Annotated in this window: 3 protein-coding genes; all 3 read right to left on the bottom strand. The window is 71.3% G+C overall.

From position 1 onward, the window contains the following. Positions 1-163: 163 nt before the first annotated feature. Entirely contained in the window at positions 164-7,738 is a 7,575-nt protein-coding gene (locus tag OG322_RS01500) for a non-ribosomal peptide synthetase (RefSeq protein ID WP_329305925.1), read from the bottom strand. Next, positions 7,735-22,239, bottom strand: coding sequence for a non-ribosomal peptide synthetase (locus tag OG322_RS01495; RefSeq protein WP_329305924.1), 14,505 nt, complete (start codon positions 22,237-22,239; stop codon positions 7,735-7,737). The genes OG322_RS01500 and OG322_RS01495 overlap by 4 nt, the downstream gene beginning before the upstream one ends. Before the next feature lie 395 nt (positions 22,240-22,634). After that, a complete protein-coding gene (locus tag OG322_RS01490; protein WP_123464976.1) occupies positions 22,635-22,853 on the bottom strand; it encodes an MbtH family protein in 219 nt (72 codons plus the stop codon). Positions 22,854-23,448: the final 595 nt, after the last annotated feature.

The following is a 23,448-nucleotide window of genomic DNA, read 5'->3' as shown; positions in this document are numbered from 1 at the left end:
CCCTGTCGTGACGCGCCGCTCGGGTGTCGGTCCGGGCGGCGCGGACACGTAAGGAAGGTCTCTACGCTTCCAGGGGATTGACAGTCTGCGAACTGTCCGGTGGCGGATGGGACGTCGAGACGCCAGAGCGCGTCCTGGGCGGCGCAAGAGGTGCTGGTGCAGGCTAAGACGTGGCCGACACCCCCGGAGCAGGCAGGAAGCCTGATGTGTGGAAGTACGTCAGATAGCGGATCAGGATCTCGTCGGTCAATGGCGGCTGACGGACGCCCACGGCCGCTGCGGCGGCGGCCGTCCGTCGGGAGTCGAAGCGGCGCCGGTCCGTTGTCTCGGGCCGGGTCCGTGTTTCATCGCCGAGGAACAGCTGAGCCGCGTTGTCGGGTTGCGCCGCCACGCGGGCCTGCCACTGGGCCGTGGGAACGGTTCGAAGCTCGTGCCCGAGGCGGGCGGCCGCTTCGAAGACGCGGTCCAGCCCCGGCGCATCCGGGTTGGTGAGGTGGTACGTCTCCGCACCGGTCCGGCCGGATAGGGAGAGTGCCACGACCGCCGCACTGACGTAGTCCACGGGAACCCAGTCCGTCGACCCGTGGGGCAGGTCCGGGACCGCGCTTGCTTGGAGGCAGCCCTTGACGAGCTGCCAGAGCAGGTCGTGGTCCTGACAAGCGCCGGTGGCGGTGTCGCCGCTGATACGGCCGGGCCGGTGGACGGTCACCGGCAGCCCGCGTTCACGGGCCAGGCCGATGAGTTGCTCAGCGACCCACTTGCTCTGTGCGTACCCGTCCGGCAGGGCGGGAGAGGGGCCGGTGGGGGTCGACTCCGTGATCGTGACGGGGCGGAGGCCGGGGGCCGGGGCGTACACACCCGTGGTCGAGATGTAATGCATCCCGGGTGAGGCCGAGTCGGCGAGCAGTCGCAGCAGTTCCTCGGTGCCGGCCACGTTGGGGGCGCGCAGATCACCGTATGCGGCTGCGAAGTTCACGCGTGCGCCGTTGTGCAGGACCGGGCCGAGGCGGCGGACCAGGGCGGTGCGGTCCCCGGGAGAGAGCCCGAGGCCCGGGGCGGCGAGGTCGCCCGGGAGGGGGCGGATCAGCTCCGCGTACCGGGGGCGCCACAGGCCGTAGTGCTCCAGGTTGGCCCGCAGCCGGTGTGCCGCGCTGTGGTCGTCCTCGGCCCGTATGAGGCAGTCGACGGGGCCGCCGGTCGTCTCGATGAGGTCGCGCAGGAGGAAGGCACCGAGGAAGCCGGAGGCGCCGGTCAGAAGAGGGCGGGCGGAGGGGCGCAGGGGCCTGCGAGCGGGGGCCGTGGCTTCATGTCCCGTCCTGGAGATGTCCGATGCCAGCCGGACCTCGGCGGCGAGGTCCGGGCGGGCCGGTTCCTTCTGTCGTTCTTCCCCAGCCTCGCGTCCCAGCAACCGGTCGATGCCCTCGACGGTGGGCGCCGCGAACAGGGCCCGCAGGGAGGGGCGTCGCCCGCACCGTTCCCCGATCCTCCGGGCCAGGGTCACAGCCAGCAGGGAGTGGCCGCCCAGGGTGAAGAAGTCGTCCGTGACACCTACCTCGGGCACACCGAGCGTCTCGGCGAACACCTCGCACAGGGCGCGTTCGCGCGCGGTGCCGGGCTTACGGCCTCCTGCCGGTGCTGCGTGGTGGGGCGCGGGCAGAGCACGCCGGTCCGTCTTGCCGTTGGGGGTGACGGGCAGGGCCCCGAGACTGACGTGGGCGGCGGGGATCATGTGGTCGGGCAGGGTCGCGGCCAGGTGCGCGCGCACCTCGGCCTCGTCCGGTCCCGGCGCACCGGCCGTTGGCACGGTGTACACGACCAGGCGCCGGTCGCCGGGGCGGTCCTCCCGGACGGCGGCGCAGGCTGCGGCCACGCCGGGCAGGGCAGTGAGCGCCGCTTCGATCTCTCCGAGTTCGATGCGGAATCCACGGAGTTTGACCTGATCGTCGACTCGGGAGACGTAGACGAGTTCTCCGTCCGTCGTCCAGCGCACCAGGTCGCCGGTGCGGTACATGCGGCCCCCCTCGCGGTCGAACGGATCGGCCAGGAAACGGGAGGCGGTCAGAGCGGGCCGGCCGTGGTAACCGCGGGCGACTCCGTCACCGGACACGTACAGCTCACCGACCACGCCGGGCGGCACGGCTTCAAGCCGGTCGTCCAGGACATGGACCCGGGTGCCGTTGACGGGGGTGCCGATGGACACCGTGCGGTCAGGGGCGAGTGGACCGGCCGCGTACTGAAAGGCGCTCATGGTGGCGCAGACGGTGGTTTCCGTCGGGCCGTACGCATTGACGAGGAACCGGTCCCGCGCCCAGGCGTGGACGAGGGCCGGCGGGCACGCCTCGCCGGCGAGGACCATCGTGGTGCCGGCGGGCAGCGAGCCGGGCGGCATCACCGCGAGTGCGGCAGGTGGCAGGGTGAGGTGGGTGACGCCCCGCTCGCGGACCAGAGCGGCGAGGGTGAGGCCGGGCAGCAGGGCCTCGCGTTCGTCGATCTCCAGGCAGGCCCCGGAGAGCAGACCCATGCACAGTTCCCAGAACGCGGCATCGAAGCTGACGGACGCCATGTGCAGCACGCGGCTGTCCGGGGTGACGCGTAGCCGTTCGCTCTGGGTCCTGGCCATGGCGCCGACGCCCCGGTGGGTGACCACGACGCCCTTCGGGCGGCCGGTGGAACCCGACGTGTAGATGACGTACGCCGGGTGTGCTGGGTCCGGGGACGGAGCGGGGCCGGTGCGGACAGCGGGGTGCGCCACCGATATGGAGCTGTCTCCGGGCTGGTCGGCGTAGTGGTGCGGCACAGGGGAGGTGGGGAGGCGGCGGTGGATGGCGGGGGTGGTGAGCAGCAGACGCGGGGTGGCGTCTTCGAGCATGTAGGACAGGCGCTGGGCCGGGTAGTCGGGGTCGAGGGGTACGTATGCCGCCCCCGTCTTGAGGACGGCGAGCAGGGCCACGACGAGTCGGTGCGTGCGGGGCAGGGCGACGGCCACCCGGTCTTCGGGGCCGATGCCCTGTGCGGTGAGGTGGTCGGCGAGGGCGGCTGCGCGGGCGTCGAGTTCGTCGTAGGTGAGGGTGGTGTCCGCGTCGCGGACCGCCGGGGCCTTGGGGGTGCGCCGTACCCACTGCTCGAAGAGCTCGGGGAGCGTCGACTCGGGCAGTTCCTCGACGGGCCCGGTCCCCCAGGTGGTGAGGCGGGTGCGCTCGGCGGGTGTGAGCACGTCGTACGTGTGCAGCGGGCGATCCGGGTCTGCGCTGACGGCGTCGAGAAGCAGAACCAGCCGGTCGGCAAGGGCGTGGACCGTTGTCGCGTCGAAGAGTTCCGTTGCGTAGTCGGCGGTGGCCAGCATGCCGCTGGGGGTGCCGTTGTCGTCGTAGGTCTCGGTGAAGGTGAACGACAGGTCGAACTTGCTGACCCGGGCCTCGATCGGCACGCTGCTGACCGTGAGGCCGGACAGGTCGACGGCGGCGGCAGGGGTGTGGTTCTGAAGGATGAGCATGGTCTGGAAGAGCGGATGGTGGCTCTGCGAGCGCGTGGGGTTGAGCAGTTCCACCAGACGCTCGAAGGGAACGTCCTGGTGCGCGTAGGCGGATAGGTCGAACTCCCTCACACGGGAGAGGAGTTCGCGAAACGTCGGGTCGCCTGTCAGGTCCGTGCGCAGCACGAGCGTGTTCACGAAGAAGCCCACGAGGTCCGAGGCCGCCTCGTCGGTGCGCCCGGCGACGGCCGTGCCGAGCGGGATGTCGTCGCCGGCGCCGTGCCGGGACAGTACGGTCGACAGGGCTGCCTGGAGAACCATGAACACGCTGCATCCGCTGGTGCGGGCCAGGTCGGTGAGCTGCTGCGAGGTGGTGCGGTCGACGGCGAAGTCGTAAGTGGCTCCCGTGTGCCGGGGCACGGCTGGGCGGGGCCGGTCCCACGGCAGTTCGACGACTTCCGGGAGGCCGTTCAACGCGTCTTTCCAGTAAGCGAGTTGATGTGAGATGACGCTTTCGGGGTCGTGCTCGTCACCGAGCAGGCGGCGCTGCCAGAGAGTGTGGTCGGCGTAGTCGACGGCCAGTGCGGTCAGCGCGGGGTCCTCTGCGCGGACCCGGGCGTGGTAGGCGGCGCGCAGGTCATGTGCGAGCGGCGCCAGGGACGAGCCGTCGGCGGCGATGTGATGGATCACGAGCACCAGGATGTGGGCGTCGTCGGCCAGGCGCAGCAGGGTGGCCCTGAGCGGGAGGCGGTGCTCGATGTCGATCGGCTCGGCCACAGCGGCTCTGATCCGGTCGGCGGTCTTGTCCTCATCGATGGCTTCCGGCGCGAGCGGGAGGTGGACATCGTCCGGGGCCGTGATGTGCTGATACGGCCCGTGGTCGTGCTCGGGGAAGACGGTGCGCAGGGCTGCGTGCCGGCGGACGACGTCACTCAGAGCCCGGTGCAGGGCGTCCGTGTCGAGCGGCCCGTCGATGCGTACGGCGAAGGGAATGTTGTAGGTGGCGGAGGGGCCTTCGAGCCGGTGGAGGAACCACAGGCGCTGCTGGGCGTACGACAGCGGGAGCGTGGCGGGGCGCTCCTGCGGGACGAGGGCGGGGCGGGCGGGGCGGCTGTCTTTCTCCAGGGCGGCGGCGAGTCCGGCGACGGTGGGGTTCTCGAAGAGGGTGCGGATCTCGGTCTCGGTGTCCAGGGCGGTGCGCACGCGGCCCACGAGCCGGGTGGCGAGCAGGGAATGGCCGCCCAGGGCGAAGAAGCTGTCGTCGACGCCGACGCGTGGGATGCCGAGCACGTCGGCGAACAGTCCGGCAAGGATTTCCTCAAGGCCGCCGCGTGGCGTCCGGCCTGTTGTGCCGGGCGGGGCGGCGGGTGCGGGCAGGGCGGCCCGGTCGAGCTTGCCGTTGGGGGTCAGTGGCAGCGCGTCGACCGGTTGGATGACGGCCGGCACCATGTAGGCGGGCAGGTGGAGTGCGACGTATGCGGCGAGCGGCCCTGGTTCTGGGGTGTGTCCGGGGGCGGGGACGACGTAGGCGATGAGGTTCCGGTCGCCGGGCAGGTCCTCGCGGACCAGTACGCAGGCGGTGCTCACGGACGGGTCGGCGCGGAGCACTGTCTCGATCTCGGCGGGTTCGATGCGGTGGCCGCGCAGTTTGATCTGCTGGTCCGCCCGGGCCATGTAGTGCAGCGTGCCGTCGATGCCCCAGCGCACCAGGTCGCCGGTGCGGTACATGCGTGCGCCGGTGCCGGCGAACGGATCGGCGACGAACCGGGTGGCGGTGAGGCCGGGCCGCCCCAGGTATCCGCGGGCGACGCCGGCGCCCGCGACGTACAACTCCCCTTCGGCGCCCGGCGGCACGGGGCGCATCGCCGCGTCCAGGACGTAGGCGCGCATGCCGTCGAGCGGTCGGCCGATCGGGGCCGCGCCGCCGGGGGCGGCATCGGGGCGCACGTGGTGGGCGGTGGCGAAGGTGGTGGTCTCGGTGGGCCCGTAGACGTGGAGGACGACAAGGTCCGGGTGGGCGGTGGCGATGCGTTGCAGGACTCCGGGTGCGGCGGCCTCGCCTCCGGTGGCGACCAGGCGCAGCAGGCCGAGGGAGTCTGTGTCGGTTTCGGCCCATACGTTGAACAGGGCGGTCGTCAGGAACGCCGCGGTCACGCCGTGCCGGGCTATGAGGTCCCGGAGCACGGCGGGCTGGAGCGTGTCCTCGGGCGCCACGACGACACGGCCCCCGTTGAGGAGAGGGGCCCAGATCTCGAAGGTGGAGGCGTCGAAGACGTACGCCGAGTGCATCAGAACGGCGTCGGCCGCGCCGTCGCTCCAGTTCCTGTCGGCCCCGAGTGCTGTCACGTCGGCGTGAGTGACGCCGACCCCCTTGGGCAGTCCGGTGGATCCGGAGGTGAACATCATGTACGCGAGCCGGGTGCCGCCCGTGACAGCCGGCAGGGCACCCGGGGTGTCCGGGCCTCCCTGCCGGACGGTGCCTGCGGCGTCTACGGTCAGCACGGTTACGGCCGGGTCCAGTTGACGTACCCAGGGGTGTGTGCGAGTGCTCACGTCGACGATCAGGACGCGCAGGGCGGCCACCTCGGCCACACGGTTGAGCCGTTCGGTGGGCCAGCGCGGGTCGAGCGGCACATAGACGGCACCTGCGCGCAGGACTCCCAGGGAGGAGGTGACCGTGGCGGTCGAGCGGGCCACGAGGATGCCGACGGTGTCCTCGAATCCGGTCCCGAGCCCGGTCAGGGCGCCGGCCAGACCGTCCGAGAGATCGCGGAGCTGCCGATAGGTCAGTTGCTCGCCCGCCCCGGACACGGCCACGACGTCCGGGTGCCGGGCGGCGCGTACGGCCAGGGTGTCCGGGATACTCAGTTCCCGTGTTTCGCAGCGGAGTTCGGAGCCGGTTCCCTGGGCGAGCAGCATCTCGCGCTCGCTGTCCAGGAGGAGGGGAACGGCGTCGGCGGGGCGGTCGAGTCCCTGTGCCATCGCCGTCAGCAGGTGTCGCATACGGGCGACTGTGCGGGCCACCTCTTCGCGGTCCAGGACGGCGGCCCGGTATCCGAAGGTGATCCTCAGAGCGTCACCCGGCGCGATGGTGAGGGTGAGGGGGTAGTGGGCCGCGTCCGTTCCGCTGAATCCGGTGACGGCCAGACCGGGCAGTCCCTGTTGCGCGGTGCGCAGGGCCTCGTCGTCCATCGGGTAGTTCTCGAACACGGTCAGGGTGTCGAAGAGTTCGTCGAGGCCAGTGAGACCCTGAATCTCGGTCAGGCCCAGGTGCTGGCTGCCGAGGAGACGTCCCTGTTCGTCCTGAAGCCGGGTCAGAAGTGCGGCCAGGGATTCGCCGGGTGCCGGGCGCAGCCGTACCGGCACGGTGTTGATGAACAGGCCGACCATCGACTCGATGCCGGGAATCTCCGGCGGGCGACCGGACACGGTGGCGCCGAACACGACGTCGAGGCGTCCGGTGAGGTGCCCGAGGACAAGGCCCCATGCACCCTGGACCAGGGTGTTGAGAGTGAGCCGGTGGGCGCGGGCCGTCTCGCGAAGCCGGTGTGTCGTGGCGGTGTCCAGGTCGAGGAGGAGCGATTCGGGCAGTTCAGCTGAGGCGGGCGCACCCGTTTTGCCGGGCCCGGCGAGCAAGGTGGGGGCCTCAATGCCGGCCAGGGCGGTGGACCAGGCCTCCAGAGCGGCGGTTCGGTCCTGTTGCGCCAGCCAGAGGAGGTAGGTGCGATAGGGGGTGACGCGCGGCAGGGCACTGTCGTCGCCCTGCGACGCGTACAGCTCGAACAGTTCCCGCACGAGGAGGGGCATCGACCAGCCGTCGAAAAGGATGTGATGGCTCGTCAACACGAGACGGTGGCGCTCTGGCGCGGTACGCAGCAGGGTGAACCTCATCAGCGGCGGAGTGGTCAGGTCGAAACGGCGGGTGCGGTCGGCGGCGAGGAAGTCCGTGAGGCGTTCCTCAGTCGTGCCGGTGCTCTGCGCAGCGGTCAGGTCCAGTTCCTCCAGCGGCACGGCAACCTCGGCGGCGACAGCCTGTACAGCCTCGTCCAGATCCTCGTGGAGGAACCCGACTCGCAGGTTGGCGTGCCGGCGCAGCAGGCTGCCGATGGCGGCGCGCAGGGCGGGAACCGCGACGGGGCCTTCGAGTTCGAAGACGAACTGTGCGGTGTAGACGTCGACGGCGTGGGAGTCGTACAGGGCGTGGAAGTGCATGCCGGCCTGAAGCGGCGTCAACGGCAGTACGTCTTCGAGTTGGAACCCGGTCACTTGCGGCCACCCCACTTGTTCTGCAGTCGGTCGATCTGTGCCTGGTTGAGCGAGACCAGGGGAAGGTCGGACGGCGTGTAGCCGCCCGCGTCGGGGCGTTGCACGTGCTCCGCGATGGTGCGCAGCGCGCGGACGAACGCCTCGGACAGGGCGCCCACGTCCTCCTCCTTGAGAAGGTCGCTGGGCCAGGTCCAGCGGGTCACCAGGCGTGGGCCGTCGGGCAGGTCCTCGGTGTGCGCGTTGATGTCGATGACGTGGTGCACGGGCATGTCCGGGTCCTGGCTTCGTGGCCCGCCGCCGTCGAGCAGGACGTCCCAGTCGGCGCCTTCGGTGTTGTCCGCCGGTTCCTGCGAAGCGGCGTACCGTCCCAGGTAGTTGAAGCCGATCTGGGGCTGGGCCGCAGTGGCCAGCCGGGAGCGCGTCGCCGGGTTGAGGTGGCGCAGCATTCCATAGCCGACACCGTGGTCGGGCAGGGTCCGAAGCTGCTCCTTGACGCGTTTGACGGCGCGTTCGACGATGCCGGCGTCAAAGCGTCCGGGGTCTCGGGCGTCGAGAGGTCCGGGATCGAGCCGAACCGGGTAGAGGCTGGTGAACCAGCCGACCGTACGGGAGAGGTCGAGGCGCTCGGAGATCTGCTCGCGGCCGTGGCTCTCCAGGTCGAGGAGGACGGCGGTGCCTTCCGGCCGGGGCCCGCCGAGGCGGGTGGCCCGTTTTGCCCGCCAGGAGCAGACGGCGAGGGCCAGGCCGGTGAGCAGGACGTCGTCCACTCCGGCGTGGAAGGCGCCGGGGGCGGTGGTGAGCAGGGACTTCGCCCAGGTGGCGGGCAGGTGGGTGACCAGGGTGCGGGTCCCGTCGGCGGTGTCCAGGTGAGGGTCGAGCGGCCGGTATCCCAGCTGTGGATCCGGCGTGCTCAGCACGCTCTGCCACTGAGGGAGTTCGGCTTCCCGTGCGGCGCCGCGCGCCTGGGACGAGAGAAGGTGCGCCCACGTCCTGTAGGGCGTGGTGGCGGAGGGCAGCGCTGTGGCTGAGGCGGGGCGCTCACCCCGGTCCGCGGCTTCCGTGACCATGTGCCACGTGCTGGCCAGGTCGGTCGCGAGGACGCGCCAGGAGACCGCGTCGACGGCCAGGTGGTGCACCACGAGCAGCAGGCGCCCGCGGGCGTGCCGACCGGCATCGCACCAGACGGCCTCGATCACGTTCCCGTGCGTGGGCCGCAGACGGCCGCGCGCCTGTTCGCCCGCCTCGGTGACGGCGGCGCGGGCGGCTTCCACGTCGAGGCCGGCGATGTCGACACGGGTGAAGTGGCGGCGGGCCTGCACGGCGCCGGGCGGCAGGGCTTCGAGGACGGGTTCGCCGCCGGCCGGGCCGCTGACCCGCAGACGGAGCATGTCGTGGTGGTCGATGAGCAGTTGGAGGGCGGCGACGAGCCTGTCTCCGTCGGCGCCCGCGGGCGTGCGCAGCACCCCGGACTGGTTGTAGCCGTCCGTGCTGCCGGGCCGCTCCAGGAGCCAGGCGGCAATGGGCGTCGGCGGCATCTCGCCGGTGCGTTGTTCGGCCGGTGCGGTGGCGTTTTGGCCGAGTGCGGTGGCGACGGCCGCGATGGCCTCGGGGGTGCGGTGGACGAAGACGTCGCGCGGGGTGATTCCGAGCCCGGCCTCGCGGACCCGGCTGACGAGTTGGATGGAGAGGATGCTGTCGCCGCCGAGCGCGAAGAAGTCGTCATCCGTGCGGACGGCCGGGCTGCGCAGGACCGAGGCGAACACGTCGCACAGGACGCGTTCCTGTGCGGTGCGCGGCTGCCCGCCCGGCCTGGTGGCGGCGGGGCGCTCGGGGACGGGCAGGGCGCTGCGGTCGGTTTTGCCGTTGGGATGGAGTGGCAGCGCGTCGAGGGTGACGAAGACGGCCGGCACCATGTACGACGGCAGGGCCGATGTCAGCCGGGTGCGCAGTTCGCTGTCGGCCGGGCGTGCGGCGCGCCTGTCGGGAACGATGTAGGCAACCAGGCGCCGCTTACCCGGCCGGTCCTCGCGAACAGCTGCGCAGGCGGCGGTGATGCCGTCGAGCGCGGTGAGAGCGGCCTCGATCTCGCCGAGTTCGATACGGAAGCCGTGCAGCTTGACCTGGTCGTCGGCGCGGGAGACATAGGTGAGCAGGCCGTCGACATCCCGTCGGACGAGGTCGCCCGTGCGGTACATACGGCTGCCTGCGGGGCCGTACGGATCGGCTACGAATCGCGCGGCTGTCAGGCCAGGGCGCCTCAGGTAGCCGCGCGCGAGGCCGTCGCCCGCGATGTGGAGTTCGCCGGTGACGCCCGGCGGAACCGGCCGGAGCCCGGCGTCAAGGACGTAGGCGCGGGTGTTGTCGACGGGGCGGCCGAGCGGCACTCCCCCCTCCCCTGAGACGGTGTCCGCCTCCCCGCCGCAGTGACGATGGGCCGTGGCGTCGATCGTCGTCTCGGTGGGTCCGTACAGGTTGTGCACCTCGACCCGCCAGGCCTGCCCCGCGCGCGCCGCCAGGGACCGGGGCAGGGGTTCACCGCCGCACAGGACGGCCCGCAGGCTCGCGGGCGCCTCGTGGGGTCCGGTCTCGGTGAGGAGGAGCGAGAGGTGCGAGGGCACGAACTGCACCAGGGTCGCGCCCGCTTCGCGGATGCGGGCCACCAGTCGGGCCGGGTCGTGGTTGAGCGCGGGCGGCACGGGGCAGGTCGAGCCGCCGTGCAGCAGCGGCAGCCAGGTCTCCCAGACCGAGGCGTCGAAGCTCGGCGAGGTACGTGCCAGGACACGGTCCTCGTCGGTGAGGCCGAGGTGGCCGGCCATCCACGCCATGTGGTTGACCAGGGACGCGTGGGTGACGACGACGCCCTTGGGGCGGCCGGTGGAACCCGAGGTGTAGATGACGTACGCGGCGTCCAGGGGGTGCGGCGCGGCGGTGGACGGTGCCGCGCGCCCGGTGGACCACGCGGCCCGGTCGTCGAGTGCGAGGCAGGCCACGGTGGGGATGTTCCGCGCGGCGCTGAGGGTGCTGTGGGTGAGGAGCAGCGCCGGGCGGGCGTCGTCGAGCATGTAGGTGATCCGGGCCTCGGGGTATTCGAAGTCGACCGGCAGGTAGGCGGCCCCCGCCTTGACCACCGCCAGCATCGCGACGGCCTGGTCGGCGGTGCCCTCCAGTGCGAGGGCGACGAGGTCGCCGCGTCCGATGCCCCGCTCGTACAGATGGTGCGCCAAGTCGTCGGAGAGCGCGTCCAGTTCACCGAATGTGAGCCCGTGTGATCCATCCCGTACGGCGATCGCCTCGGGGGTTCTGGCGGACTGTGCGCGAAACGCCTCGGATGCCGTGCGCGCCGCCGTGGCCCGGAGCGGGCCGTGCGCGGCCCGCTCCAGGCTCCTCTGCTCCGCCGCATCCAGAACGCCGGCTGAGTGGACACGCCGGCCGGGGTCGGCGGCGAGCACGGCCAGCAGGCGGGTGAGGCGTGCGGCCAGGGCGTGCGCGGTGGTGCGGGCGAACAGTTCGGTGGAGAACTCCAGGACTCCGCCGAGGCCGGCGGGCCGGCCCGCGCCGTCGCGTGACTCGGTGAAGGTGAAGGTCAGGTCGAACTTGCTGATCCCGGTGTGCACGGGCTGTTCCGTGACCGTGAGACCGCGGAGGCCGACGGTGGTGTCCGCCTGGTTCTGGAGGACGAGCATGGTCTGGAACAGCGGGTGGTGGTTCTGCGCCCGTACCGGGCTCAGGGCGTCCACCAGCCGCTCGAACGGCACGTCCTGGTGGGCGTAGGCGGCCAGGTCGAACTCGCGTACCCGGTCTATCACCTCTTCGAAGGTGGGGTCTCCGGACAGGTCGGTGCGCAGGACGAGGGTGTTGACGAAGAAGCCGACCAGGTCGTCGAGGGCTTCGTCGGTGCGTCCGGCGACGGCCGTGCCGAGCGGGATGTCCTCACCGGCGCCGTGCCGGGACAGGAGCACCGACAGGGCCGCCTGGAGCACCATGAAGAGGCTGCATCCGCGGGCTCGGGCGAGATCCGCGAGTGCCCGGTGGGTGTCCGCGTCGACGGGGAAGGCGAACGCGTCGCCGCGGTACGCGGTGACGGCGGGGCGCGGCCGGTCGTACGGCAGGGAGAGCAGGGCGGGGGCGTCGGCGAGCGCGGTGCGCCAGAAGTCCAGCTGGCGGGCGGCCTGGCTGGTGGGGTCGTTGTCGGCTCCGAGCAGGGCGCGCTGCCACAGGGTGTAGTCGGCGTACTGGACGACGGGTTCCGTCCAGGAGGGTTCCTCGCCCTCGGCGCGTGCCCGGTAGGCGTCGCCGAGGTCGCGGGCGAGCGGGGCGAGGGACCAGCCGTCGCCCGCGATGTGGTGAACGAGCAGGACGAGAACGTGGGTCTCGGCGCCGAGCCGCAGCAGCCTGGCCCGTACGGGCAGGTCGGCACTCACGTCGAAGGTGTGCGCGACCTCGGTGGCAAGGACTTCGTCCAGGCGGGCGGGGTCGGTGTCGCGCGGCGTCAGGTCGAGGTCGGCGCCACTGGCGTCGAGGACCAATTGGCGCGCCACGCCGTCGGTCTCGGGAAAGACGGTACGCAGACTCTCGTGGCGTTCGACGACGTCCGCCAGGGCGCTCTGCAGGGCGTCCGCGTCGAGCGGGCCGTCCAGGCGGAGCACCATCGGCACGTTGTACGTGGCGCTGGGCCCTTCGAACCGGTTGAGGAACCACAGGCGCTGCTGGGCAAAGGACAGCGGCAGCGGATCGGGCCGCCGCAGGGCCCGCTCCAGCGGGGCCCTGGCTTCTTCTGCGCCGTGCAGAGCGGCGGCGAGGGCGGTGGGAGTGGGGTGCTCGAAGACGGCCCTGACCTGGACCTCCACGGCGAGCGCGGTCCGGATGCGTGCGGCGAGCCGGGTAGCGAGCAGGGAATGGCCGCCCAGGGCGAAGAAGTCGTCGTCCGCGCCCGCCGCGTCCAGGCCGAGCACGTCAGCGAAGAGTGCGCAGAGGATCTCCTCACGCGCGGTTCGGGCGGCACGCCCGCGGCCCGGAGCATGGTGCGCGGGCACCGGCAGGGCGCGCTGGTCCACCTTGCCGTTGACGGTGAGCGGAAGCGCCTCGATCAGGACGAACGCGGAGGGCACCATGTAGGCGGGCAGGGACCGGCCGACAGCCCGGGCGAGATCGGCGGATTCGGGACGCGCCCCGGTGGCGGGCACCACGTACGCCACGAGCCGCCGGTCACCGGGCGCATCCTCGCGGACGAGGGCGAAGGAGTCGGCGACACCTTCGCAGCAAGCCAGCACACCTTCGATCTCGCCGAGCTCGATACGGTAACCGCGCAGCTTCACCTGATTGTCCGCGCGGGCGACGTAGGCGATCTGCCCGTCACGGGTCCACCGGACGAGGTCTCCGGTGCGATACATGCGCCCGCCCCCGGCGTCGAACGGGTCGGCCACGAAGCGTGCGGCCGTCAGGCCCGGAAGCCCGATGTATCCGCGCGCCACGCCGTGGCCGGCGAGGTACAGCTCGCCCACCACGCCCGGCGGGACCGGGCCCAGGGAGCCGTCGAGCACGTAACTGCGCAGGCCGTCCAGGGCCCGTCCGATGGGCGGCGGGCCCGACGGCAGGTCGGCTGCCACGTCATAGCGGGTAGCGAAGGTGGTCGTCTCGGTGGGTCCGTACACATGGAGGACGCGCACGCCTGGCGCTGTCCCGGCCACTCGCTGCATCGCGTCCGGGGAGGCCAGTTCACCCCCGGCGCACACGAGCCGGAGGCCGGCGAAGGCGCCTGGATCGGTCTCGGCGATCACGTTGAACAGGGCCGTCGTCAGGAAGACGGCGGTCACGCCGTGCTCACGGACGGCATCGCCGAGGACAGCGGCCTCCAGGACGCCCTGCGGTGCGACCACGACCCTGCCGCCACGCAGCAGCGGGGCCCAGATCTCGAACGTGGAGGCGTCGAAGACATAGGCCGAGTGCATCAGCACCGCATCGGCGGCGCCGCCCTGCCAGGCCGAGTCGGCCGTCAGCGCCACCACGTCGGCGTGCGTGACCCCGACACCCTTGGGCAGACCGGTCGAGCCGGAGGTGAACATCACGTAGGCGAGAGTTCCGGGGCCCGGCACGGCAGCCGGGCGGCCCGGCTGCTCCGGTGCGCCCCGCAGGATCCGGCCGACCCGGTCCACGACGACGACCGGTACCCGCTGGGCCATTGCGGCCACCCACGGGGAGGCGAAGGCGTCCTCGTCGACGACGAGGACGCGCACGGCCGCCACCCCGGCGACCTGTTCGAGCCGCTCCCCGGGCCAGCGCGCGTCCAACGGGACGTAGGCTCCGACCGCGCGGACCGCGCCGAGCGACACCGACACCACGGCCGGCGACCGGGTGAGCATTACGCCGATCGCTGACTCCGGGGCGCTGCCGAGGCCTGCCAGCGCGCGGGCGAGGTCTGCGGAGATCCGGTCGAGTTCGGCGTACGTGAGGGTCGTGTCATCGCCGGCGACGGCCACTGCGTCCGGTGTGCGGTGCGCCTGAGCCGCGAAGAGGGCGGGCAGGGTGGCGGCGTCGGAGGCGGGCAGGCCGCGGCCGGTTCCCCAGTGGGTGACACGGGCGTGCTCGCTCCGCGTCAGGAGGTCGTAGCTCGCGACGGGCAGAGCGGGCTCGGCGGCCGCGCGCTCCAGGAGCCGGATCAGGCGGTCCGAGAGTGCTGCGACGGTGGAGCGGTCGAAGAGGGCGGTGGCGTACTCGATTCCGGCGGTGAGGCCTGCCGCGCCCGGCTCCTCGTTGAAGGCGAAGGTGAGGTCGAACTTGCTCAGGCCGTTGTGGACGAGCCGGTCCACGACCGTGAGGCCGGGCAGGTCGGGGCGGGCAGTCGCCTGGTTCTGGAGGACCAGCATGGTCTGGAACAGCGGATGGTGGTTACGCGCCCGGACGGGGTTGAGGCTCTCGACGAGGCGCTCGAAGGGAACATCCTGGTGCCCATATGCGGACAGGTCGAACTCCCTTACCCGTTGGAGCAGTTCGAGGAAGGTCGGGTTGCCGGACAGGTCCGTGCGCAGGACGAGCGTGTTGACGAAGAAGCCGACCAGGTCCTCGAGCGCCTCGTCCGTGCGGCCCGCGACGGGCGAGCCGAGCGGGATGTCGTCGCCCGCGCCGTGGCGGTGCAGCAGAGTGGCCACCGCCGCCTGGAGCACCATGAACAGACTGCTGCCGGACTCGTGTGCCAGGCGCAGGAGCTGAGCGTACAGAGAAGGCGGTACGTCGAAGGTGTGGACGGCTCCCCTCGGATCGGTGGCAGCCGGGCGCGGGCGGTCCAGTGGCAGGTCGATCAGCCCGGGAAGGCCCGCGAGGGCGGTGTGCCAGTGGTCGAGCTGCCGGCGCAGGACGCTCTGCGGTGCGATGCCGTCGCCCAGGGCTGCGTGTTGCCAGAGGGTGTAGTCGGCGTACTGGAGCGGAGTGCCGGCCATGGGTTCGGGCTCCCGGCCCGAGAGACGGGCCTCGTAGGCCTCGCCGAGGTGACGGGCGAGCGGGGCGAGGGACCAGCCGTCGCCCGCGATGTGGTGCAGGACGAGGACCAGGACGTGGTGCCCGGGTGCGGAGCGCAGCAGCAGGGCCCGCAGTGGCGGGTCCGTGACGACGTCGAACGGTTCACGCACGGCGGCCAGGACGGCCGCCTCCAGGTCAGCGGGGGCCGTGCTCAAGACAGGCAGGCGAGGTGCCACCGCGTCGGCCGGAAGAACCACTTGGTGCGGCACGCCGTCGCGTTCGGGGAACAGGGTGCGCAGCGACTCATGCCGATCGACGACGTCGCGCAGGGCGGCGCGCAGAGCGTCCGTGTCCAGGGCGCCGTCGAGTTCGAGGACGAGCGGGATGTTGTAGGCAGAGCTGGGACCTTCGAGCCGGTTCAGGAACCACAGGCGCTGCTGGGCGAAGGACAGCGGCAGCGGATCGGGCCGCTGTGCGGCGCGCACCACCGGGGGGTGGGCGCGGCCCCGCAGGTCGAGGACGCGGGCCAGGCCCGCGACGGTCGGGTGCTCGAAGAGGGTGCGGACGGCGATCTCGGCGCCCAGGACGGCCCGGACGCGGCTCACGACCCGCATGGCGAGGAGCGAGTGCCCGCCGAGGTCGAAGAAGCTGTCATGCGGGTTCACGAGGGGCCGCTGCAGGACGTCGGCGAAGATTCCGGCGAGCAGGCCCTCCTGGAGGGTGTGCTGCCCCGCTCCGTCGGCCGGGCCGGGCACCGCCGACGGCTCCGGCAGGGCCCGCCGGTCCACCTTGCCGTTGGGCAGGAGCGGAAGGTCGTCCAGGATGACGACGGCGCTGGGCACCGTGTAGTGGGGCAGGCTCTCGGCGAGGGCATCACGCAGGATGACGGGGCGCAGGGCCGGGTCGCCGGTGACGGCATAGGCGACGAGGCTGCGCCCGCCGGCCATGTCCTCATGGATCACGGCGCAGGCGGCCGTGACGCCGGGGCAGGCCAGGAGTGCGGCCTCGATCTCGCCCAACTCGATCCGGAATCCACGGAGTTTGACCTGGTCGTCGGCGCGTGCCACGTAGTCGAGCAGACCGTGGCCGTTCCACCGCACGAGGTCGCCCGTGCGGTACATCCGGGCGCCCGCGCCGTCGAACGGATCGGCGACGAACCGTACGGCGGTCAGGGCCGGACGGTCCAGGTATCCGCGGGCGAGGTTGGGACCCGACAGGTACAGCTCACCGGCGACACCGGGTGGTACGGGACGCAGCCGGCTGTCGAGGACGTAGGCGCGCATCGTGTCGACGGGGCGGCCGATCGGCACGGTCCCGTACAGCGTGCCCTTCGCCTGCCCGCTGCTCTCCTGGCCGGTCACGCGGTGGACGGTCGCGTCGATGGTCGCCTCGGTCGGCCCGTAGAGGTTGTGCACTTCGGCCCGCCACAGCTCGGCGACGTCGTCGGCGAGGGCGCGCGGCAGCGGCTCGCCCCCGCACAGCACGGTGCGCAGGCCGGGGAGCGGTGCGGCGTGTGCCGCCTCCGTGAGAACGAGGGTCAGGTGGGAGGGCACGAACTGGGCGACGGTGACATCGAACCGGCTCATCCAGGAGACCAGGGTGCGGGGTTCCATGTTGGCTCCGTGCGGCAGCACACAGACTTCGGCGCCGTTCATCAGCGGGAGCCACAACTCCCACACAGAGGCGTCGAAGCTGAAGGAGGTACGGGCCAGGACCCGGTCGTCCGAAGTGATCGTCAGGTGCCGCGCCATCCAGGCCATGTGATTGGCCAGGGCGCCGTGCGACACGACCACACCCTTGGGGCGGCCGGTGGAGCCCGAGGTGTAGATGACGTACGCGGGGTCTGCCGGACGGGGTGGGTCCGGAAGGGGCCCGGTGGGACGGGCGGGCTGAGCAGTCCGGTCGTCGAGGGCAAGCCACGGAATACCGCAGGCGGGCAGTCGCGCGTGGACGTCCCTGGTGGTGAGCAGCAGGACGGGGCGGGCGTCGTCGAGCATGTGACGGATACGGGCGGGCGGATACTGCGGGTCGACGGGCACATAGGCGGCGCCGGCCCGCAGCACGGCCAGCATAGCGACGACGGTGTCCACGGACGGTGGTACGGCAATGGCCACCCTGCTCTCGCGGCCCGCGCCGCGCTCACGCAGGACGTGGGCCAGGACATCGGCGCGGGCGTCGAGTTCGGCGTAGGTGAGGCGGGTGTCCGCGTCGCGCACGGCTACGGCGTAGGGAGTGCGCACGGCCTGCTCCCGGACCTCTTCGGGGGCGGATCGGGCGGGCAGCGGCTGCTTCGCGCCGCTCCCCTGGACCAGAAGACGCTCCCGCTCCTGCGGGGACAGCGGGTCCAGGTCGCTGATGGCCCGGCCTGGTTCGGCCACGGCCAGGGTAACGACACGGGCGAAACGGGCGCACAGGGCGCGGGCGGTGGCGGGGTCGAAGAGGTCGGTGGCGTATTCCAGGTAACCGCCGATGCCTCCGGCACCGTACCGGGTGTCCGCAGCGGCGCCGCCCGCCGGGTCGGTGGGTACGCCGGGTCCGGAATCCTCGGCGGGTCTCCCGGCCGGTCTCTCTGCGGCTTCGGTGACTTCGGTGAGCGAGAACGTCAGATCGAACTTGCTGCCTCCGCGGTGCCGGGATCTGTCATGGACGGTGACACCCGGCAGATCGAGGCCCACTCGCTCCTGGTTCTGAAGGACCAGCATGGTCTGGAAGAGCGGGTGGTGGTCGCCGGACCGCTCGGGGTTGAGGGCCTCCACGATCCGCTCGAACGGTATGTCGCCATGGCTGAGGGCGGCGATGTCCAACTTGACCACGCGATCCAGGAGTTCGTGGAAGGACGGGTCCCCGGACAGGTCAGCACGCAGAACGACCGTGTTGACGAAGAACCCGACCAGATCGTCGAGGGCCTCCTCGGTACGTCCGGCCACCGCGGTCCCCAGCGGGATGTCGGAGCCCGCGCCATGCGCCTGCAGCGTCACGGCGAGAGCGGCCTGGAGCACCATGAAGGGCGTGCAGCCGGCGGCTCGGGCGAACCGGATGAGTGCGGCATGCGCGGGAGCGGGCAGTTCGAAGGGCACGGCGGCGCCGCGATGGCTGGGTACGGCTGGGCGGGGACGGTCGAGAGGCAGCTCAAGCAGTTCGGGAACGCCGTGCAGCGCGCCCCTCCAGAAGTCGAGTTGGGATGCGGCCAGGCTGTCCGGGTCGCCGTCGTCGCCGAGCAGCCGGCGCTGCCAGAGGGCGTAGTCGGCATACTGCACGCGCAGCGGGGCCCAGTCGGGCGTGCCCGTCCGCTCGCTCCTGGCGCGGTAGGCAGTGCCCAGGTCACGGCAGAGCGGGGCGAGGGACCAGCCGTCGGCGACGACATGGTGGAGAACGAGGACCAGGATGTGGCGGGCGGGGCCCAGGCGGAGCAGATGGGCGCGGACGGCGGCGTCGGACCTGAGGTCGAAGGGCCTGACGGTCAGGCGGTGCAGCGTTTCGTCGGCCCAGGCGTCGGCGGATTCCTCGGCCGGGGAGTGCTCGACGACAAGAGGGACCAGCGATGCGGCAGCGTCCGCGTCAAGGACTTCTTGCCGTGCGATGCCGTCGTGTTCGGCGAAGACGGTGCGCAGGCTCTCGTGGCGCGCGACGACGTCGCGCAGGGCACCGCGCAGGGCGTCCGAGTCCAGAGGACCGTCGAGTTCGAGGACGAGCGGAATGTTGTAGATGTCACCGGCGCCCTCCACCCGGTTGAGGAACCAGAGGCGCTGCTGCGCGAAGGACAGAGGTACCGCTTCGGGCCGTGGCTGCGGGGAGAGGGCGGGCCGGGCCGACGCGGCGGAGTCCAGGACCGCGGCCAGGGAGGCGACCGTGGGGTGATCGAAGAGCGTGCCCAGGCCGAGTTCGGCACCCAGGGCGGTCCGCACCCGGCCGGTGAGGCGGGTGGCGAGAAGAGAGTGGCCGCCCAGGGAGAAGAAGTTGTCGTCGACCCCGACTGCGGTCACGCCCAGGATGTCGGCGAACAGGCCGGCCAGGACCTCCTCGTGGGCGGTGCGCGGTGCGCGGCCCGTGCCGGCGACGGCGCGAGGGGCGGGCAGGGCGGGGCGATCGACCTTGCCGTTGGCGTTGAGGGGCAGCGCGTCAAGGGTGACGAACGCGGAGGGCACCATGTAGGCGGGCAAGGCCCGCCCGACACGGCGCGCCAGGGCGGAGCTGTCCGGCCTGGCGCCGGGGGCGGGCACGACATAGGCCACGAGCCGGCGGTCTCCGGGTATGTCCTCACGGACGGCGACGCAGGCGCCGTGCACATCCGGGTCGGTGAGCAGGACGCTCTCGGTCTCGGCCGGTTCGATGCGGAACCCGCGGAGTTTGATCTGCCCGTCCGCGCGCCCGAAGTACTCGATGTCGCCGCTCGCGGTCCAGCGCACGAGGTCGCCGGTGCGGTACATGCGGCCACCGCGTGTGTCGTACGGGTCGGCGACGAACCGGGTGGCGGTCGGCGCGGGGCTCCCCTGGTAGCCGCGGGCGACGCCGTGACCGCTCACGTACAGTTCCCCCACCACTCCGGCCGGCACCATGCCGAGGGAGTCGTCCAGCACGTACAGGCTCATCCCGTCGAGGGCCCGGCCGACGGGCGGCACGCCCGCGGCGCCGGCGTCGACCGGGTGGCGGGCGGTAAAGGTCGTGGTCTCCGTGGGGCCGTACACATGCAGGACGAGCGTCGCGGGCGCCGCGGCGGCCACCCGCTGCATGAGGTCCGGGGTTGCGGCCTCACCACCCGCGGCGACCATGCGCAGCCCGGCGAACGCCGTCGGGTCCGCCTCTGCCACCACGTTGAACAGCGCCGTCGTCAGGAAGAGCGCGGTGACACCGTGCCGGTTCACCATGTCGTGCAGCACCCGTGCCTCCACGACACCGCTGGGTGCGACAACCACACAGCCGCCGTTCAGCAGCGGCACCCAGATCTCGAACGTGGAGGCGTCGAAGACGTAGGCGGAGTGAAGCAGTACCGCGTCGCACACGCCGTCCTTCCAGGTGCTGTCGGCCGCCAGCGCGAGAACATCGGCATGGGTGACGCCGACGCCCTTGGGCAGGCCGGTGGAGCCGGAGGTGAACATCACGTAGGCGAGTCGGTCGCCGCGGGTCAGACGGGGCAGCGGGCCCGGTCGTGGCGGAGCGCCACGTAAGATTCCGCCGAGAGCGTCGACGACGATCATCGGCAGGTCGGCGGCCGTCTCCTGCACCCAGGAGTGATCGGCGGTGGCCTCGTCCACCACCAGGGCACGAACGTGGGCGGCCTCGGCAACGCGGGCGAGCCGTTCGGCCGGCCAGGCAGCGTCCATCGGCACGTACGCCGCTCCCGCACCGACGGCGCCGAGTGTGACGGACACCACGGCCGCCGAACGACCCACGAGGACGCCGATGCCGTCCTCGGCGCCGACGCCCCAGCCCGCCAGGGCACTCGCCAGGCCCTTCGCAGTCTGTGCCAGCTCCCGGTACGAGAGCGTGTCGGCGCCGTCCACCACCGCCGGGGCATCCGGCGTCCGGCGTGCCTGTGCGCCGAACGCCTCCGGCAGGCTCGCGGCCTCGCCTTCCACCGACAGGGCGGTGCCACGCCCCTGCGCGCGCAGGGAGGTGGCGGTGGTCTCGTCGAGGAGCGGCAGGTCGCACAGGCGGGTATCGGCATCCGCATCGGCCAGAGCCGACAAGAAGGAGACGACAGCCTGCTGGTGCAGCCGCACGTCCTCGGGACGGTACAGCTCAGGGTTGGCGTCGAATCCGATCAGCGGCTCTTTCCCCTCGGCCCGGTCGGCGACGAAGAGAGACAGGTCGTCGACCGGTCCGATGGACAGCACGCGGGAGGCGCCGGGGCTGCCGGCGAAGTCGAGGTCGTAGTCGTAGCCCATGATGTTGACGACGACAGCGGTGAGACGGGCCGCGTCGTCGGCCACGTTCAGTTCACGGGCGAGTTGTTCACGGGAGAATCGGCGGTGCCTCAGGGCGCCGCGCATTTCGGCGGCGACGGCGCGGACGAGAGTGCCGACTGTCATGTCGGCGGCGACGGTCAGGCGCAGCGGCAGAATGTTGGCGGTCATGCCGACGACGTGCCGCAGTCCGCCGTGCCGGCCGTTGGACGCGAGGCCCACGGTGACTTCCTGCATTCCGGTGACCCGGCCGATGTACGCGGCGACCGCGCTGACCAGGACGGCGCTCCAGGTGGTGCGGTTGGCGGAGGCGAGCCGACGCAGACTGTCGAAGACGGCGACGGTCATCGTCTCTCCGGTGTGCAGCTGGGCGTCCGGCCCATCGAGGACCGCCGGCGGATGAGCGTCGGTGCGTCGGCGGATAAGTGGCCGGCCACCGTGCGCGTCCGCTCCGCCCCCGGCACCGGTCGAATCCGGCCCGCGGTCGGTGACCAGGTCCGCGAACCGGCCGGTCCAGTAGGCACGGTCGGCCTCGTACCGGTCCGAGCCGCGGTACGCCGTCTCGTCGGCGACGAGATCGCAAAGGGGCGCGGCGGGAAGCTCGGCTTCGGCGAGGTTCTCGCCGCGCACAGCACGCCCGTAGAGGTCGGCCACGTTCCGGGCGAAGACTGCACCACCGAGGCCATCAACGACTATGTGGTGGAAGCGCACGTACCAGTAGTGCAGTCGGTTACCGAGACGCAGCAACGCGAAGTGGTGGTGCGGGGCGTCGAGCCGGTGGACGACGGCCATGTCGTCGGCCAGGTAGCGCTCGGCCTCCCCGACGGGATCCTCGGCGTGGGACAGGTCGACCACGCGGAGCCGGCTGGTTCCGGCCGGGGGGCGACGGACGACATGCTGACGGACGGTCTCGTCCCGGACGACGAACTCCACGTTGAGGCTGTCACACAGAGCGACGGCCCGGTCCAGCGCTGCGGCGAACAACCCCTCGTCGAGGCCCCCACGAATCTCGAAGCACTCCCCGATGTTGTATTTCGGACTGTCCGGATCGACCAGTTGTCCGTACCAGACTCCCTGTTGAGCCTCAGTAATCCCAAAGGATTCATCGGGAACCGTGTGCGAGGAGATGGAGCCGTTTTCACGCATGCCGAATCACACCTTTGGGGAGAGTTTTTCGGGGGGACGAAGAAGGCAGGCAGAAGCCGGGCGCGGCGCTACAGCACCCACCGCCGACAACCGGCCGCTGAAATCGCGGAGGTTCATCGCGGCACCCACGGCATCAGGCGCCGCCGGAATCCTTGCCGACTCAGGCCACCGGCAAGACGCTTCGCTGTCTTCACGAGTCAGAGACGAACCACGCGGCAGTCCGCCGATGATTCAAGACAGCCATATGAGAGTGGAATGATAATTCAGGGACGCGACATGACCGACCACCAGTCCTATCTGATCGATTCTGCTCGCATGTGAGCAGAATCGATCAGATAGGACTGGTGGAACCCGCCCACTGAGGGCACGCAACACCCTCGACGGCGCGGAGACCTCTATCCGGCGCCGGACTCCATCTCCCGCACCAGACTGGTGGGCCGCATGTCCGTCCATGCGGCCTCGATCGCATCCAGGCACTCCTGGCGCGACCCCTCCGGCCCTCCCACGCTCCAGCCGCCCGGGATATCGATATGCGCCGGCCACAGTGAGTACTGCCCCTCACCATTCACCAGCGTCACGAAGCGCCCCGACTCGTCATCAAAAGGATTGTTCACTACCGCCCCCTGACTTGTTCTCACACTTTCCACGACATGTTCATCAGCGATCTTCAGGCATGCTGGCGCAAATGAATTCTGCGCCCACACCACCGAGTTACCCACCCCTCGCGGTGCACTCCCGGTCACATGTGACGGCAATGCGCCAGGCCTTGAAGTATCGCCGTCGAGCGGACGAGCTCACCAGGTTTTCCCCGGATTCGCCCGCCCAACCGCAATCACAATAGAGGACGCTTGATGACCGAAGATGCTAATCCGGCCGATTGCTTGCGAGTACGCAATGGGGCATCCAGGAAGCGGGTCGCTCGAGACATATGCCACCCCCCCCTCAACGAAGATATTCGGCCACCCCCGTGCCCCTATTGTGCGCGTATCGCTTAATTCGACCCGCGCAAATCCGGATAGCCGCCGGCGTACGCCCGCAGACTCTGCGACATAGACAGATCGCGCTGCGCCCCCACGCGCCGGTCAAGCGCCCCGCCTCTCAGGGCTTCGGCGTAGTCGCGTGACGTCCGGTTCGTGATCATCCGAGGCCGAGGAGTGCGAGGGGCGGTGTGGATCGCGGGCGTGGGGGCGGAGGCCGGCTGCAATGTTC

Source organism: Streptomyces sp. NBC_01260, from assembly GCF_036226405.1.
Classification (GTDB): Bacteria; Actinomycetota; Actinomycetes; order Streptomycetales; family Streptomycetaceae; genus Streptomyces; species Streptomyces laculatispora.
Note: the sequence above shows the minus strand (reverse complement) of the source record. Positions and strands in the feature narration are given on the sequence as shown.